Annotated in this window: 13 protein-coding genes; 3 read left to right on the top strand and 10 right to left on the bottom strand. The window is 71.4% G+C overall.

The window, feature by feature from the left end:
- A partial coding sequence (locus ACY34I_RS20525) for a hypothetical protein (protein WP_462756604.1) occupies positions 1 to 591 on the bottom strand: 591 nt, incomplete at its 3' end.
- A 337-nt stretch (positions 592 to 928) separates the two neighbouring features.
- Here ACY34I_RS20525 and ACY34I_RS20520 point away from each other — a divergent pair.
- Positions 929 to 1,237 carry a hypothetical protein gene (locus tag ACY34I_RS20520; RefSeq protein ID WP_462756603.1) on the top strand — a complete coding sequence of 103 codons (309 nt, stop codon included), beginning with the start codon at positions 929 to 931 and terminating at the stop codon, positions 1,235 to 1,237.
- A 111-nt stretch (positions 1,238 to 1,348) separates the two neighbouring features.
- On the opposite strand, the gene ACY34I_RS20515 is transcribed toward ACY34I_RS20520, so the two are convergent.
- The 9 genes from ACY34I_RS20515 to ACY34I_RS20475 form a co-directional block, all read right to left on the bottom strand.
- The gene (locus ACY34I_RS20515; RefSeq protein ID WP_462756602.1) at positions 1,349 to 2,116 is read right to left on the bottom strand and encodes a DUF2306 domain-containing protein; all 768 of its coding nucleotides are present in this window, start codon (positions 2,114 to 2,116) and stop codon (positions 1,349 to 1,351) included.
- A gap of 470 nt (positions 2,117 to 2,586) precedes the next feature.
- On the bottom strand, positions 2,587 to 3,558 hold the full coding sequence (locus ACY34I_RS20510) for a hypothetical protein (protein WP_462756601.1): 972 nt from the start codon (positions 3,556 to 3,558) through the stop codon (positions 2,587 to 2,589).
- A gap of 183 nt (positions 3,559 to 3,741) precedes the next feature.
- Positions 3,742 to 4,680: a PfkB family carbohydrate kinase gene (locus ACY34I_RS20505; protein ID WP_462756600.1), complete on the bottom strand. Its 939-nt coding sequence runs from the start codon at positions 4,678 to 4,680 to the stop codon at positions 3,742 to 3,744.
- Positions 4,677 to 6,209, bottom strand: coding sequence for a purine-cytosine permease family protein (locus tag ACY34I_RS20500; RefSeq protein WP_462756599.1), 1,533 nt, complete (start codon positions 6,207 to 6,209; stop codon positions 4,677 to 4,679). Before ACY34I_RS20500 ends, ACY34I_RS20505 begins: the two co-directional genes overlap by 4 nt.
- Before the next feature lie 30 nt (positions 6,210 to 6,239).
- Positions 6,240 to 7,265 (bottom strand): ADP-ribosylglycohydrolase family protein, encoded by a 1,026-nt coding sequence (locus ACY34I_RS20495; RefSeq protein WP_462756597.1) that lies wholly within the window; start codon positions 7,263 to 7,265, stop codon positions 6,240 to 6,242.
- Positions 7,262 to 7,981, bottom strand: coding sequence for a GntR family transcriptional regulator (locus tag ACY34I_RS20490; RefSeq protein ID WP_462756596.1), 720 nt, complete (start codon positions 7,979 to 7,981; stop codon positions 7,262 to 7,264). Before ACY34I_RS20490 ends, ACY34I_RS20495 begins: the two co-directional genes overlap by 4 nt.
- A 57-nt stretch (positions 7,982 to 8,038) precedes the next feature.
- The gene (locus ACY34I_RS20485) at positions 8,039 to 9,310 is read right to left on the bottom strand and encodes an MFS transporter (protein ID WP_462756594.1); all 1,272 of its coding nucleotides are present in this window, start codon (positions 9,308 to 9,310) and stop codon (positions 8,039 to 8,041) included.
- Complete coding sequence (locus ACY34I_RS20480) at positions 9,307 to 9,534, bottom strand: hypothetical protein (protein ID WP_462756593.1); 228 nt, start codon at positions 9,532 to 9,534, stop codon at positions 9,307 to 9,309. The genes ACY34I_RS20485 and ACY34I_RS20480 overlap by 4 nt, the downstream gene beginning before the upstream one ends.
- A gap of 125 nt (positions 9,535 to 9,659) precedes the next feature.
- Positions 9,660 to 10,016 carry a VOC family protein gene (locus tag ACY34I_RS20475; RefSeq protein WP_462756591.1) on the bottom strand — a complete coding sequence of 119 codons (357 nt, stop codon included), beginning with the start codon at positions 10,014 to 10,016 and terminating at the stop codon, positions 9,660 to 9,662.
- Positions 10,017 to 10,187: 171 nt separating this feature from the next.
- On the opposite strand from ACY34I_RS20475, the gene ACY34I_RS20470 reads away from it, so the two are divergent.
- Together ACY34I_RS20470 and ACY34I_RS20465 are read left to right on the top strand one after the other, a co-directional pair.
- Positions 10,188 to 12,980, top strand: coding sequence for an ATP-binding protein (locus ACY34I_RS20470; protein ID WP_462756590.1), 2,793 nt, complete (start codon positions 10,188 to 10,190; stop codon positions 12,978 to 12,980).
- Positions 12,981 to 13,358: 378 nt separating this feature from the next.
- Positions 13,359 to 14,882 (top strand): glycosyltransferase family 39 protein, encoded by a 1,524-nt coding sequence (locus ACY34I_RS20465; protein WP_462756589.1) that lies wholly within the window; start codon positions 13,359 to 13,361, stop codon positions 14,880 to 14,882.
- Positions 14,883 to 15,122 lie beyond the last annotated feature (240 nt).

Raw genomic sequence — 15,122 nt, 5'->3', positions numbered from 1 at the left:
CACCCTTGGGACGCCTTCAAGCTCGAACACATCCACCGGCAGCCGCCCATTGACAGCAAGGAACCTGGCGGCCTGCCGGGTGCGGGACTTGATAATGCTGGACGGTAGATGCTCCCCGCCCGGAACCGCCTTGCGTACCTGCTCCCACTCCTGCGCGGTGCGCTGACGCGGATCGGCCGGCCACGTCGCCAACACACCGGCGGCCAGGCCTGCACGCCACCACGCCGAACGCAGAATGCGTCCCGCCTGTTCCTGGGCCATGCGCACGATCCGGTCGTTGACCTTCACACCCTCGGCCGTGGCGACCGTCCAGCCCAAGCGTCGCAGCGCCATCCAGGCGTTCGACGGAAGCTTCCGGCCGCCGGCGTCCACACCGGAGGCGAGCATCTCCACATCCGCGGGATTCCAGCGCTCCGCCAACAGGTCGGAGACCATCCCCGCCACCAGGTCGACGCACCAGCCGATACGCTGCGCAAGCACCGCCTGAGGCAGGACCTCACCGGTCTCCTCGTCCACACCCGCTCGAACCAGGCCGACGGCACACGCGGTGCGGAAGATCTCGCCTTCGCCCAGCGGCACCTTCCCGCTCACCGACCCATCGCCTCGACAACACCGATGCCGGAGAACCAGCGCTTACGCCCGACCCACGTCACCCGAATCTCAACCGAGTCAACCCACACACCCAGCGTCAGAGGGGCACACCGAGACGCTGCACGGCTTTGAGAGTCGAGGAAGTTCCACACGGCCAATCTATGATCACTGATGATTCCTAATCAAGTCGGTCAGCCTTGACGCTGCCGCTGCCGCTGCCCGCCTGCATTCGTCGTCAGGCCTGTCGTTGCGTGGATCCGGCCAAATTGCTCTAAAATGGGACGATAGCTCAACTGCTTTGGCCGGCGAACGATCCTCATAGTAAGGATGAGTGGTCATGGACTCGGATTCAGACGAAGTAGCCCTCAGCCCTGAGGAACAGGAAGCGCAGAACAGGCTTCTGGCAGCCATGGAGAAGGCGAGAACGATCTCGATGACGCTCAACTATGTCGAGCATCTGTTGGACCCTCAAAAACCGTTTACTCCAGCCATGAATACACCCTCGGTGAGGGCGCTGTTGGACGAGGTGAAGCCTGGCAAAACTATCGAGACACGTCAGGCCGCCATAGGCAAACTCAAGGAGAAGTTGAACGCCGCCAACAAGGAGTACGAGAAGGCGATGAAAGAGGCGGACAAGTTTTCGTGATGCTTGGCGCCGTCGCTCCGGGGCCGCGTCGCGCTGGGCGCAACGACGCGGATCCCGCCCGGGGTCGGTCGGGCCGCTCCCTGGCGTTGGGCCGGCCCGGTTCCCCGGTTGTCAGGCCGCGCGGCGGCCGGCGGCTTGGCCGGTGCGGCGGGTCCGGCGGCGGGCGTCGCCGCGTTCCAGCCACCACTCTGCGACGAGCAGGTTGACCACCCAGCTCATCCAGACGCTGGCGCCGGCCGCTGCCCGGATCATCGCGTCCTGATCGCCGCCGTAGGTCGTGTCGACGTGGGGCAGCAGCAGGATGACGAAGAGGATCAGCCACGCCCGGTTCAGCACGATCGATGTGGTCAGGGCGAAGCTGCGGATCATCCACCGGCGGTGCTCGACGAATCGGCGTTGTCGTGCCATCCGGTATCCGGCGATCGAGGTGGCGAGCCAGAGGACCGCGAGCATGGTGTTGCCGACCTGTGAGACGAAGCCGGTGCTGCTCAAGGGGGCGACGCCCAACACGGCGATGCCCGCGGGGAAGACTCCGGCGAAGAAGTACGCCCGGCCGATCCACCGGTGCGCGGTCGGGTAGCGGCGGCGGAACCATGGCCAGACCTGGAAACAGCCGGCGAGCAGTGCCACCGAGCCGAACAGGATGTGCGCCACCAGCAGCGGGTAGTACTGCGGGTAGTCCTGCGGGACAGGCAGCCGGGACCGTCCCGGGTCCAGCGTCACATAAGGCGGCAGCGCGTACCCGACGAACGCAACCGCCGCCAGGAGCAGCGGCACCGCCCAGCGCAGTTGCCGCCGCATGCGGGTCCGACCGGCCAGGTGCTCGGGCGGTGCGCCGGTGGCGGGCGGGGTTGACGAGTTGTCGACGGTCGTGGGCATGTCGCTTCCCTGCCTTCTCGTGTCAGCTGGTCGTCCCGTTGACCACGGCGTCCCGCGCTCAACCACCCGGCCCGATCGGCCGAGTTCTGCGACCGACAACCGTCGGCTGCGCCGCTCGTGACGTGACGGGCCGGACGGATCAAACTCTGCGCCGTCCCGGCCGTCGGGTCAGCGGTGCTGACTCCCGCATCGCCGGTGGTGCTGGCACCACCCCCGGGTCCGGGTTGGATGTCGCGGGGACGGCCAGTTCAAGAACCAGGAAGGCGATCACGGGTAGCTCATCGTCCGGAGTTCGCGAAGGCGTTGATCTCGTCGAGCCCAGAGCGACGCGGGGAGCGATCTCGGTGGAACGGTCGGCAGCCGTCAACCACCAGGATCGCTACCCGCGTCGCGGTTTCCTGTGACAGGGGAGTGGCCCCGAAGGCCGTCCTTGACGGGCGGATTCCCGCTCGGTGGCTGATGGATGAGTGTCAGTGGAAGGCCACGTCGTACAGGCGTGCCTTGTAGAACTCCGCCCCGTACGACAGGGAGCGGGTGAACGACTTGGCGCCCGCGGAGTCGAAGAACTGCACCGTCGGGCTGACCCAGTTCCGGGTGTCCCCGTGGTACGTCGCCCCGGTGGCCTGCACCCAGAACCGCTCGCCGGAGCTGTGCTGCGAGTATGACTTCACCGAGTTGTCGGGATAGGTCTGGGTCACGGCGTACGTGGTCTTGTTGATGGTCATCACCTTGCTGCCGTCCGTGGCCAGCATGAGGTTGCTGTCGGAGTAGCTGGCGTCCAGGCTGTGCCCCAGATGCGCGCCGATCGAGATCGACCGGGAGAGGGACAGCCGCGTGCTGCGGTAGGTCCCGGACACGGTGTAGACCCGGGCGTAGTCCTGGCCGATCGCCCACAGCTTGCCGGAGACGTCGTCCCACCAGACGCCGTGCGCGCCGGGGAAGGAGATGGTCTGGACCAGCGCCAGGGTGCTCGGGTCGCTGATCGCAGTGGGGCCGTAGAGATAGAGGTAGCCGCCGGAGGACGCCACGACGATCGCGCCGATGTTCGGGATGCGCTCGATCGCGTGCGGGTTGTTGCCCGGCGTGGCGTACCAGAGGAGGTCGTTGAGTTCCTGCGCCGCCTCGGTGGTCTTGTTCACGATGCCGACCTTGCCGCCGGAAGCGGTGACCAGGGCGACCACGCCGAACGCCGCGGTGTTGCGGAACTTGACGTCGGAGAGGTTCGACCAGCCGTTCGCGGTGCCCGGGCTGAAGCTCCACTTGAGCGTCGAGGTGCTCCAGGCCGAGCTGGACGGGTAGATCTGGATCTGATTGTGGTACTGCTCGCAGACGGCCACGTCGTAGCTGGCGTACGCCTGCGCCGGCGCCTCGCCGAGCAGTGCGGCGGCCGGAGCGGCTGCGGCGGCTGCGGCGGCGGCCTTGAAGATCGCTCTTCTACGCAAAACACACTCTCCCCGAACGTCCTGAATGGACCAATCGAGGGATGCTAACCCGCGTCGATCGATTGTGTCTGCGGTCGGCTGGTCTGCTGACACGCTCCCTCATCCAGGCCCGCCTCCGACCTCACACCACACCGCAGACCGGGGGGAGGCCGACAATGGCTGAGCCGGCACCCGGCAGGGCGGTCACCGGATCGCGCGCCCCGCCAGCAACTCGTCGACCTCCACGGCGGTCGGGGCGGTCGCGGGCCCCTGCCGCGTGACGGCCAACGCCGCGGCGGCGTTGGCACGACGGACGGCCTCGACCGGGTCGAGACCGCTCACCAGGGCGGCGATGAAGGCGCCGACGTGGGCGTCGCCGGCGCCGTTGGTGTCCACGACGGTCACCGGGAACGCCGGCACGCGCACGGCCCGGCCGGCCGCAGCGAGGACGGCGCCCTGCGGCCCGGTACGGACCACCACGCCGGCCCGCCCGGTGCCCGCCGCCAGGGACGCGGCGGCCGCCTCCGGATCGGCGTGATCGGTGAGGATCCGCGCCTCCCGTTCGTTGCAACTCCACCAGTCGGCACGTTCCCGCGCGGACGTCAGGACGGACCCGGGTATCTCGGCGACCAGTGGGCCGGGGTCGACCACGACGGTGACCTCCGGGGGGACCGTCGGCAGCCAGGCCGCCAGCGCCGGGCCGTTGGACGGGTACGCCAGACTGTAGCCGGAGACGTACACGACGTCGCCGGGGCGCAGGTCGATCCGGGCCAGGTCCGTCGACCCGAGCCGGGCCTCCGCGCCGACGCTGGTGGCGAACGTGCGCTCCCCGGCCGGGTCGATCAGCGCGACGCTGAACCCGGTGTCGACCTCCGGTAGCGGCGGCTGCACGAGCTCGACGCCGGCCTGGGCCAGCTGCTCGCGGGCCAGGTCGGCGAACGGTCCGCTGCCGTGCATCCCGGCGTACGCCACGGGCAGGCCCTGGCGTGCGGCGCTCACCATGGCGTTGAGCCCGCCCCCGGCGGTGATCCGGCTGCCGGAGGCGAGCACGTCCCCGCCGACCTCCGGCAGCCGCGGCAGGTACATCACCACGTCGATGACGACGTTGCCGGTGTGCACCAGCCGTGCCGGCCGCGCGGTCACGGCCGTGCCTCCGCGGCGGTCCGGTCGCCGGCCGGCGCGTTCCCCGCCGGCCGGGCGGAGCCGAGCCGCCCCGCCTCGCCCCCGCGCCGGGCGCCCGCCACGGCGAGCAGCAGGTACAGGGCACCGGCGACGAGGAAGGCCGCGACCCAACCGAGGCCGTTCGTGCCCAGCCAGGAGTTCGCGAGCGGACCGCTGAACCAGACGTCGTCCGGCGAGGTCGAGGCCGTGGTGAAGAGCAGACCGAAGACGGTACCGGCCAGCCACGGCAGCAGGGCCGCCCAGCGGATGCCGCCCTGGTACCAGTAGACGCTGGTACGGGTGGTGTCCATCAGTCCGCGTGGGTCGTACTCGCGCCGCAGGAGCATGTCGGCCAGGAACACCGCGACCCACGCGGTGATCGGCACCGCGAGCAGCGAGATGAAGGTGATGAACGGTCCGTAGAAGTTGCCGGCGATCAGCATGAAGTAGATCCCACCGGCCAGCGTGAGCACGATGTCCAGGCCCACGGCCACCACCCGGCGGGTCCGGATGCCGAGGGTGATCATGGTCAGGCCCGCGGAGTAGACCGAGAGGTTGTTGGAGAGCAGCAGACCGCCGAACGCCGCGAGCAGGTACGGCACCGCCATCCAGGACGGAAGCATCACCTGGATCGCCGACACGGGGTCGCTGGCGGAGGCCAGGTGGCCGTCGCCGGCCGAGAGCAGCCCACCCAACCCGATGAGCAGGAACAGCGGGATTCCGGCGCCGGCCGAGGCGGCCGCGACGATCCGCCCGCCCGAAACGTTCCGGTGCTGGTAGCGGGCCATGTCGGCACCGGCGTTCGCCCAGCCGATGCCGGTGCCGGCGGCGATCACGCCGATCCCGGCGATGACGACGCTCAGCGGGGCGGCCGGGGCGTCGAGCACGGCCTGCCAGTTCACCCGCGTGATCAGGAACGCGGCGACCACGACGTTCAACGCGCCGAAGACGTACGTCGCCCACTGCTGGATCCACACCAGCGTGGCGTGCCCCAGGCCCGAGACGACCAGGGTGAGCGCCACGAAGGCCAGCAGGCAGATTACCGTCAGCACCGGGTTCGCCTTGAGCCCGAACGCGATGTTCAGCAGCGCCAGCAGCGCGTACGCGGCGGTCGTCGTGTTGACCGTCTCCCAGCCGACCCGGGACAGCCACGACACCACCGTCGGCCCGTGGTTGCCGCGGGGTCCGAAGACCGCGCGGGACAGCGTCATGCTGGGCGCGCCGCCCCACTTCCCGGCCACGCTGATCAAGCCGACCAGGGCGAAGGAGCCGAAGGAGCCGATCGCGGCCACCAGCAGCGCCTGCCAGATGTTCATGCCGCGCAGCGCGACCAGGGTGGCACCGAGCGGCAGTCCCAGGATGGAGATGTTGGCCGCGAACCAGACCCAGAAGAGCTGGCCCGGACGGCCCGTACGCTCGGCGGGGGGCACCGGTTCGATGCCTCTGGTCTCGATGGCACCGACCCGGTTGGTGTCGGCCGGGCTCGTGCCGGCCAGTTCCGTCGTGGACATCGTCGTCCTGCCTTTCCCTGCGTTCCGGCGTCAGCGGGGCTGACGGAGGGCGAGCAGGCGTGTCGCCAGTTCTGCCAATGGGAGGTGGTTGGTTTTCTCGATCGTTTCCAGCGCGGTGTCCGGAAAGGACGCGACACCGTGGCCGGCGCCGGCGATGGCGCCGACCATGGCGGCGATCGTGTCGGTGTCGCCGCCGAGACCCGCGGCCAGCAGGCAGGCCTGCCACGGGTCGTCGGGGTGCACGGCGAGCACCGCGAAGGCCGCCGGAACGGACTCCTGGGTTGCCACACTCGTCCCGACCAGGCGGTAGATCAGATCGGCCGCCGCCTCCGGCGTCCGTCCCGCGACCAGGTCGGTGGCCCAGGCGATCCGGGCCGGGATGTCCGCCGCCGCGACCCAGTTGCCCCGCCCCGCGGCGAGCTGCGCCGCCCGTACGGCGGTCGCGGTCGCGGTCGCGGTGTCCGCGCCGTCCAGACCGGCGCTGACCGCGGCGGCGACGGCGGCGGCGCCGGCCAGGGCAACGCCGGTGTTGTGGGTGACCCAGCTCGCCTCGACGACCCGGTCGACGAGCCGGTCCAAGTCGGTCGCGGGTACGGCGACCCCGACCGGGGCGATCCGCATCGCCGCCCCGTTGGTCGTCCCGAACCGGCCGGCTTCCTCGAGCGGGCGGCCGGCGGCCACGGCGGCGACCGCGGCCCGGGTCGACGGGCCGAGCAGGTCCAGTGAGCCGCGCCGGCGCATGTCGTCCTCCCACGCGAGCAGCTCGCGGGCGAGACGGTGGCCGTCGACGCGGCCCCGGCCGTCGAGCAGAAGCCGCGCGAGCAGCAGCGCCTGCTCGGTGTCGTCCGTCACCGACCCGGCCGGCATCCCGGGCGCGATCGGCTGGTCCGCCGGCCCCGGCTCGAAACCGGTCAACCGGCCGTAGCGGGCGAGGATCCGCTCTCGTGGCATGGACTGGGTCGGCATGCCGAGCGCGTCGCCGACGGCGAGCCCGCTCAGGGCCGCGACCGCCCGCGATTCGATCGTCGCGGACCGGGCCGGAGTCGGGGCACTCATTCCGGCGCCTCCCCGAAGCGCAGGTGCAGGCGGAACCGGGCCGGGTCCAGCAGGCTCTCCACGTGCTCGACGAATTCACCGCGCGCGTCCCGGCTCAGCCGGCGGGTGCGCAGAAAAAGCTTGCCGGCGGTGCAGTCGAGCAGCTGTGCGTCCGACTGCGTGACCTCGGCGAGCTCCACCCACTCCTCGCCCTGCGTCGGCACGAGGCCGGCCGAGTGCAGCGCCGTGTACAGGGACCCGGTGAGGCCCTGCTCGGGTAGCTCGCGCAACGGGCCGACGGCCGGGATCCGGCTCCGCTCGATCGAGATCGCCGCGCCTCCGTCGAGCGACCGGAGCCGGTCGACCGCGACGCATTCGGCGGACGGCAGGTCGAACCGCTCCGCCAGCTCGGGCTCGTGGACCAGCTCGAGGCGCAGGACGCGTACGGTTGTCGGGACGCCCTGTTCCGCCAGGGCCCGGGACCAGCCCAGCCGGTCGTCGATCGTCCGGCCGTCGAAGGTCACGAACGAACCCTTGCCGGAGCGGGTCTCGATCAGCCCTCTGCGGCTGAGCTCGGTGAGGGCCTGACGGACGGTGTTCCGGCTCACATCGAACCGGGTCGCGAGCGCGTGCTCGCCGGGCAGTTGGGCGCCACGGGCGAGCCGGCCACCTCGGATCTCCCGGGCGAGCTGCTCGACGACCCGCTCGTGCTTCAGCTTGAGCACCTGTCCAAACATGTTCAGAAGGCTAGCCCTGACCTGCGCCTTCGGCAACAGCCAACATGATCATCCTGGTCAGCCACGGACGGCGTGCAGGTCTGGGGGCCGTCGCAGAACGGCGAAGGCCGCGATCGGGACCAGCAGCAGGGTCAGCCCGCCGGACAACACCAACCCACCGCCAGCTCCGGCCAGTTCGACAAGGGGACCGCCGATCATCAGGCCGAGCGGGGCGGCCACCATTGAGCCGGTCGTCCAGAGCGTTACCACCTGCTGCTGTTCGTCGGCCGCAACGCCGGACTGCAGGAAGCTGTAGGCGATGGGCGTGAACGGCGCCCACACCAAGCCGCCAAGTCCGAACACGATCATCGCGACGGTCAGGCTTCCGGCAGAAGCCAGCGCGATCGGACAAAAGGCCCACAACGCGATGATCGCGATGAGGAGATGACGTTGCGGAAGGTTCCGCATCTGGTTTACCAGCGCGGCACCGACGAACGCGCCAACGCCCAACGCGCCCCACATGAGGCCGAGGCCGGTTGCGTCCACGTCCAGCGTCCCGCGTACGAAGAGCGGTAGGGCGATCTCGGTCGGCATGTAGAGGAAGTTGAAGAAGAACTCGACGACCAGCAGACGGGCGGCCACCGGACGTCGACGCAGAATCCGCCAGCCCGACTCACCAGAGGGTGGATGTCGGGTCGCTGCCTGCTCCCGAAGGACTCGGGGGACCGAGGTGACGACGGCGGCCAGCAGGATCAGCGCGCCGCTGGCGTCGAAGAAGAGGGCGACGGCAGGGCTCGTGGACGCGACGATCACGCCACCGAGGACCGGGCCCACGATGTACAGCGCGAACGTGGCGTTGAGGCCGAGCAGACCATTGACGGCGAACCGACCCGTGTCGTCCACCATCGACGTGGCCAGTAGACGCCGACTGCTTGATCCGGCCATCCGGAAGGCCGCGCCCAGGAACAACCCGACGAGGAGAACAGGAAGCGTGAGGTGGTCGGTCAACGCAAGGAGGCCGAGGCACGCGAAGGTCAGTGAACGCAGCAGGCAGTCGGCGACCAAGAGCGTACGCGGCGGTATCCGCACTCGCCCCAGCCCGATGGCCAGCGCCAGGGCGGTGGACAGGACGAACGGGGCCGCCTCGACCATGCCGACAGCGATGGCCTTCGGGACGTTGCCGTGGATGGCGAGCGTCTGCACGGGCATGGCTACGAGGATCATGCCGGTACCGACGTTGGCGAGCAGATCACCCAGCAGGAGGCCGGCCACCCGGCGGTTGCGCAGCACCTCGCGGTAGGACTGGTTGGCCTCGCGAGTTGCCGGGTGGCCCGTCGACGCCGCGGTCATTTCGCGCGAGCGATGCTTCGCCTGCTACGCCGCCTGATGGCGTACGGCAGCACGAACAGGTACAGACCGGTGAGCAGGAGCAAGGCGAGCGGGAGCAGCGGCACATAGGACACCCAGACCAACGGCTCCTCCTGTGCCAGGGCGACGAAGGTGACGATGACGGTCACCGTGAAGGCGATGGCCAGCCAGCGGTGGGTCTGCCGAACCCACTTGTTCCAGTTCATTGGGAACTCCTCTGACAATGAGCAACCCAGGCCCGGCGACCTGCCGGGTGGGGACGTTCAGGTGGTCGTCGGTGAGCCGATGCCCGGGGTCGCGAGGACGCTGAGCGCGGGATCGGGGCCGGCACTCACCGGTCCTGAAGCAGCCCGAGGACGTTGCCGTCGAGGTCGGCGACGGTGGCCACCAGGCGGCCACCACCGACGTCGCGCGTGGGCTCCTGCACGGTGGCACCCGCCGCGGCGACCTCGGCCAGCTTCGCCTCGAGGTCCGGCACATGCCAGTAGGCCACCGGTGAGGTCATGCCCTGCGGTCCACCGCCCGGCACCAGCCCGATGTGCTGGCCCGCGACCTCGAAGCCGACGTAGTAGGACTCGTCGGTCTGCGGGGGTACGCCGAGCAGGGCGGCGTACACCGCCTTGGCCTTTGCCAGGTCGGACACGGGATGCAGCACGGTCTTGATTCCCTGGATAGCAGAGTCGGTCATGATCACTCCTTGAAGCCGTGGGTCACCTCGACCCGGTGTGACGGGATTGTCGGGCTCAACCCGATCGGGAAGCGCTCACAGCATTTCCTCCGGCGCGTCCGACCCGCATCCGTGGCGACCACGGAACCGCCCACGGACAGAAGCACGGAGGGCCTACGGGAGAATGGGGCCGTGGCGACGACGGTGGACATCTCGGCGCGGGAAGCCGAGGTGCTGGCGCTGGTGGGGGAGCGTCTCAGCAACGCCGAGATCGCGGCGCGGCTGTTCATCTCGGTGCGTACCGTGGAGAGCCACGTCTCCTCGCTGCTGCGCAAGCTGGAGGTGGCGGATCGGCGGGCGCTCGCCGAGCGCGCGTCCGAGTTGGTTCGCGCCGACCGGTCACACCCCGCACCGATCCTGCCGGCGCCGCTGACCTCGTTCATCGGCAGGCTGCGGGAGCGGGCCGAGCTGACCGAGATGATCAAGACGCACCGGCAGGTGACCGCGGTCGGTCACGGTGGAGTGGGCAAGACCCGGCTCGCGCTGACGGTGGCCACGGAGGCAGCCGGCGAGTACCCCGACGGGGTGTGGTCCGTCGATCTGGTCCCGACCACCGACCCGGGCATGGTTGCGGCCGCAGTCGCCGGCGCGCTCGGCCTCGGCGAGCAGCCCGGCCGGGGCATGGCCGAGTCGGTGGTCGCCGCGCTGGCCGACCGGCACGCCCTGCTGGTGCTGGACAACTGCGAGCAGGTACGGGACGGGGTGGCGCCATTTCTCGAGCGGCTGCTCGCGGCGTGCCCTCGACTGACGGTGCTGGCGACCAGCCGGGCCCGGCTGATGGTGCCGTTCGAACGGGTGTACCCGGTCCCGCCGCTGTCGCTGGCTGGCGACGGGGAGTCGGACGCGGTCGCGTTGTTCCTGGACCGGGCGGCGGCGGTCGGCCGGCCCCCGGATCCTGCCCTGCGCGACAACATCGCCTCGATCTGTACGCGGCTGGATGGCGTGGCGCTGGCGATCGAGCTGGCCGCCGCCCGGTGGCCCACACTCGGACTCGACGGCCTCACCGCCGGCCTGTCCGACCCGCTCCGGATGCTCGCCGGTGGCTCCCGAGCCGACGACCGGCACCGCTCGGTGCGAACCGCGCTGGACTGGAGCCACGCCCTGCTGGAGCCGGCCGATCGGGCGCTCCTGCGTCGGGTGTCGGTGTTCGTGGCGCCGTTCACCGTCGAGGCGGCCGCGGAGGTGGCCGGATCCGAGGCGGGCGTTGTCGCCGACGGACTCGCCCGGCTCGCCGAGCAGAGCCTGCTGGTGGTGACGGCGTCCCCGCGCGGGACCGAGTACCGGGCGCTAGAGACCATCCGCCAGTACGGGATGGAGCGGCTCGCCGAGGCCGGTGAGCTGGTCGACGCCCGATCCCGGCACGTTCGCTGGTGCCTGGCCGAGGCCGTCGACCTGGCAGCGGGACGAGAGGACTGGCGGGCCCGGTTCGACCCGGTGGCGGACGACCTCCGTGCCGCCCTGGTATGGGCGGCCGACCGGCCGGAGCAGCGGGCGGACGCGTACCGCCTCGCCCGGTCCCTGGCGGAGCTGGCCTTCACCCGCAAGCTCATCGGCGAGTCCCAGCATCGCTACGAGCAGGCGGCCGCGCTCGCGGACGACCCGGCCGCCTCCGCATCGATGCTCCGGCACGCCGCGGCGGTGGCCGGATGCCGGATGCGCGGTGATGACATGTACCGCTTCCACCGCGCGGCCGCGGACGCCGCCCGCCGGTCCGGTGACCCCGCCGGTGCCGCCTGCGACCTGGCGACCGCCGCCACCAACGCGTACCGGTACTGGAGCAAGTTCGAACGGATCCCTCCGCCGGAGGAGGCGATCGCGCTCGTCAAAGAGGCCCAGGAGTTGGCCGGCGATGACCCGGCCGCCCAGGCCGCGGTGGCGCTGGCCGAGGCCGGGGTGCTCAGCGACGCGTTCGGTGCCCCGCAGGGCCCACCCGACAACGCCGTACCGGAGACGACCGCGCGCGCCGAACGGGCGGTCGAACTCGCTCACCGCACGGGCGACCCGCTCGCCGAGTCCGCCGCGCTCGATGCGCTGCTCGGCGCCCAGAGCTGGGCCGGTGACACGTTCGCCGCCGCGGCCACGACGCGGCGCCGGATCGCGCTGCTCTCGGCAACGCCGGATTCTCCGGCCAGAACCCACGAGCTGGTCGATGCGCTCGCCGCGGCCGCCGAGGCCAGCCTCGGCGCGGGGGACCTGCCCGGCGCCCGCCGGTGGGCACGGCAACTCGCGGATCATCCGTTGCTGGCGGAGGTGGGACATCGTGCCACGAGCTGGCTGTTGGTGGTCGACGCGTTCGCGGGCAACGTCGACGAGGTACTCACCGGCAGCGCCCGGTTCCTCGAAGCGTGGCAGCGGGCCGGCAGCCCCGCCAGCTCGGTCCTCGCTCGGCCGGTGGCCGGTGTGGCGATGATCCACGGCCTACGCGACGACCACGACGCCCGCCTCGTCTGGAACGCGGTCCTGAGTCGGCTCGGCACCCCGCCGGGGCATGCCCACGGCTACGGCGCCGTCTTCGACGCGATGCTTCTGCTCCATCATGGGCAGGCACGGGAGGCGTTGGAACGGATGGCGCCCGAGCCCGGTGAGGTGTGGAAATGGGTCACCTGGATCTGGCTCCACTGGTATGTGGCGCTGCGCGCCGAAGCCACCGTGCTCGCCGGGGGCCCTGACGCCGGCGGCCGCCTCGCCGAGGCCCGGACCGTCGTGGCCGGCAACCCGGTCGCCAGTGCCATTGTGGAGCGGGCCGAAGCGCTGCTCGACAACGACCAGGAGCGGTTGCTCGCCACGGCAGACGCATTCGCCGCCGCCGGTTGCCGCTACCAGTTGGCGCGGACCATGGTGCTCGCCGGCGGCGACCATGCCGCCCGCGGCGCGGCCGCGCTCGCCGATCTCGGCCTCGCCCCGATGGCCCGCCCCCGGCACTGACCAGCCGCCCGATCGACCAGACCGGCCTGATCCGGCTATCGTTCCCTGCCGTTGTCGACCGGTTACGCCCAACCGTGATGCGGGCGAGGCCCGGACGGTAGCGACCGGGGCCCGGGGAGCCCGCCCCTCCGCGCGTCAATCATCGCATGTTTTGCCACCTCCGTCCGGGTATGCCACTTTCGCCGCTTTTGAGGAAGTTCGGTCCCTGCTGCTGAGGTTTGCTCAATAAGCTCCGAAGCGAGTTGCCGCCCCGGCCCCAGGACCCCTGGCGCGGGTCGCGCTGCTCCATCCGCGCACCACGCGGACACCTGCCTGACGCCGCCCTCTCGGGCGGCCTGGGCTTCGACCGCCGGAATCCACGGAGATGCGTGAGACACGATGAAGGACGCGGACACGATGGTGCTGCCCCGGCTCGCGTCAGCCGAGGTCAGCGTCGAGGACCCCTGGGGGGAAGGCCGTGGCGCCCCCGCCTCCGCCCCCGGTCGCCCGGCGGCCGGCACCGCGCGGCGGCGTAGCGTCGCGTGGCTGGTCCCGGCGCTGCTGATGGGCGCGCTGAGCGTCGTCGGCGCCGGCGCCCCCGGACTCCGGACGGAAGAGCTCGCGACCTGGGCCGCGGCCAGGTCGTCCTGGCGGGACAACTGGTCGATGCTCCACTCGGGCGACGCCAGTGCAGCGCCCTACCACCTGCTGATGCGCGCGTGGGCGGAGGCCTTCGGCACCTCCGACCTCGCCCTGCGCGCGCCCTCCATGCTGGCCATGACCGGGGCGGCGGCGCTGGTCGGCGTACTCGCGGCCCGGATGTTCGCACCGGCCACCGGGGTCCTGGCTGGGGTGATCTTCGCGCTGCTGCCGACCTCGACGCGGTACGCGCAGGAGGCCCAGCCGTACGCCCTGACCATGCTCGCCGCGGTGCTCGCCACCTGGCTCCTGCTGTCGGCGATCGACGGACCCTGGTTCTGGCGCTTCGCGCGCTACGCCGGCGCGGTGGTGCTGCTGGGGCTGTGCAACGTGGTCGCGCTGCTGCTGCTCGCCGGCCACGGCTGGGCCGTGTTCGCCTTCCGGCGCGGGCGGACGCTCCGGTGGCTGGCCGCCGCGGCGGTGGGCGCGCTGCCCGCGGCCGGGCTGCTCTGGCTCGCCGCGCCGCACGGCGTGCAACTCGCGCGGAGCGCGCACCCGAGCCTGCCGATGCTGGCCGCGGCGCCCCGCGAATTGTTCGGCGTCGCCGCACTGGGCGCCGTGCTGCTCGTGTTGGCGCTGTTCAGCCTCCCGCTGCGCTACTCCGCCGCCCTCTGCACCGCCTGGGCGGTGGTGCCCCCGCTGGCGCTGCTGCTGATCGCCCAGGTGGCGCCGATCTGGCTGCCCCAGTACCTGCTCTTCACGCTGCCGGCGTGGGCGATTCTCGGCGCGGCCGCCCTGTCCCGGGCCCGGCTGGGCTGGGCCGCCGGCGTGCTGGCGGCGATCGCCGTGATCGGCGCGCCGGCCCAGCTGGCCCTGCGGGAACCGGACGGACACCAGCAGGCCAGCCGCCGGCTCGCGGCGGTCATCGAACACCGCCTGCAGGCCAACGACGGTGTCGTCTACAGCGCCGCGGACCCCGGCGACGGGCGGGTCGGCCGGAACCTGGTGGCGCACTACCTGCCCGCCGACCGCCGGCCGCGAGACGTGCTCGGTCCGCAGCGCGTCGACGGCCGGCAGTCGGCCGCCCGGTGCACCGACGTGGCCGGGTGCCTGCGCGGCACGCGGCGGCTGTGGGTGATCCGGCTCGGTGCCCGCACGGACCCGGTGCAGGGCATCGGCGGGGCGACGGAACAGCTGCTGCGCACCAGATATCAGGTGGCGCAGGTCTGGCGACCGACGGGGCTGACGCTGGCCCTGCTGGTGAACGAGCGGACCGATCTCTGACCGTGGCCGTGCCGGCGGGGAGCGCCGGAGCCCGTTGACCGTACCCGTATTGCGAACTGTCCATCCGTATCAGCCGCGCACGACCGGTCAGCGCCGAGTTCGTGGCGAGCAAGTCGAACCCTTGGGGGAAACCGTGGGCGTCGCTGTCGATACCCGTCTGTCTGAAGCTGCGGGGGAGGGGACTCCCGGCGGCAGGCGTGCGCCGGTCGCCTCGGCTCAGCCGTCATCCGGCCAGCGCCC

The sequence above is a fragment of the Micromonospora sp. RTBAU3-60 genome, assembly GCF_054963695.1.
The sequence above is the reverse complement of the archived record's forward strand: the minus strand, read 5'-3'. Positions and strand labels throughout refer to the sequence as shown.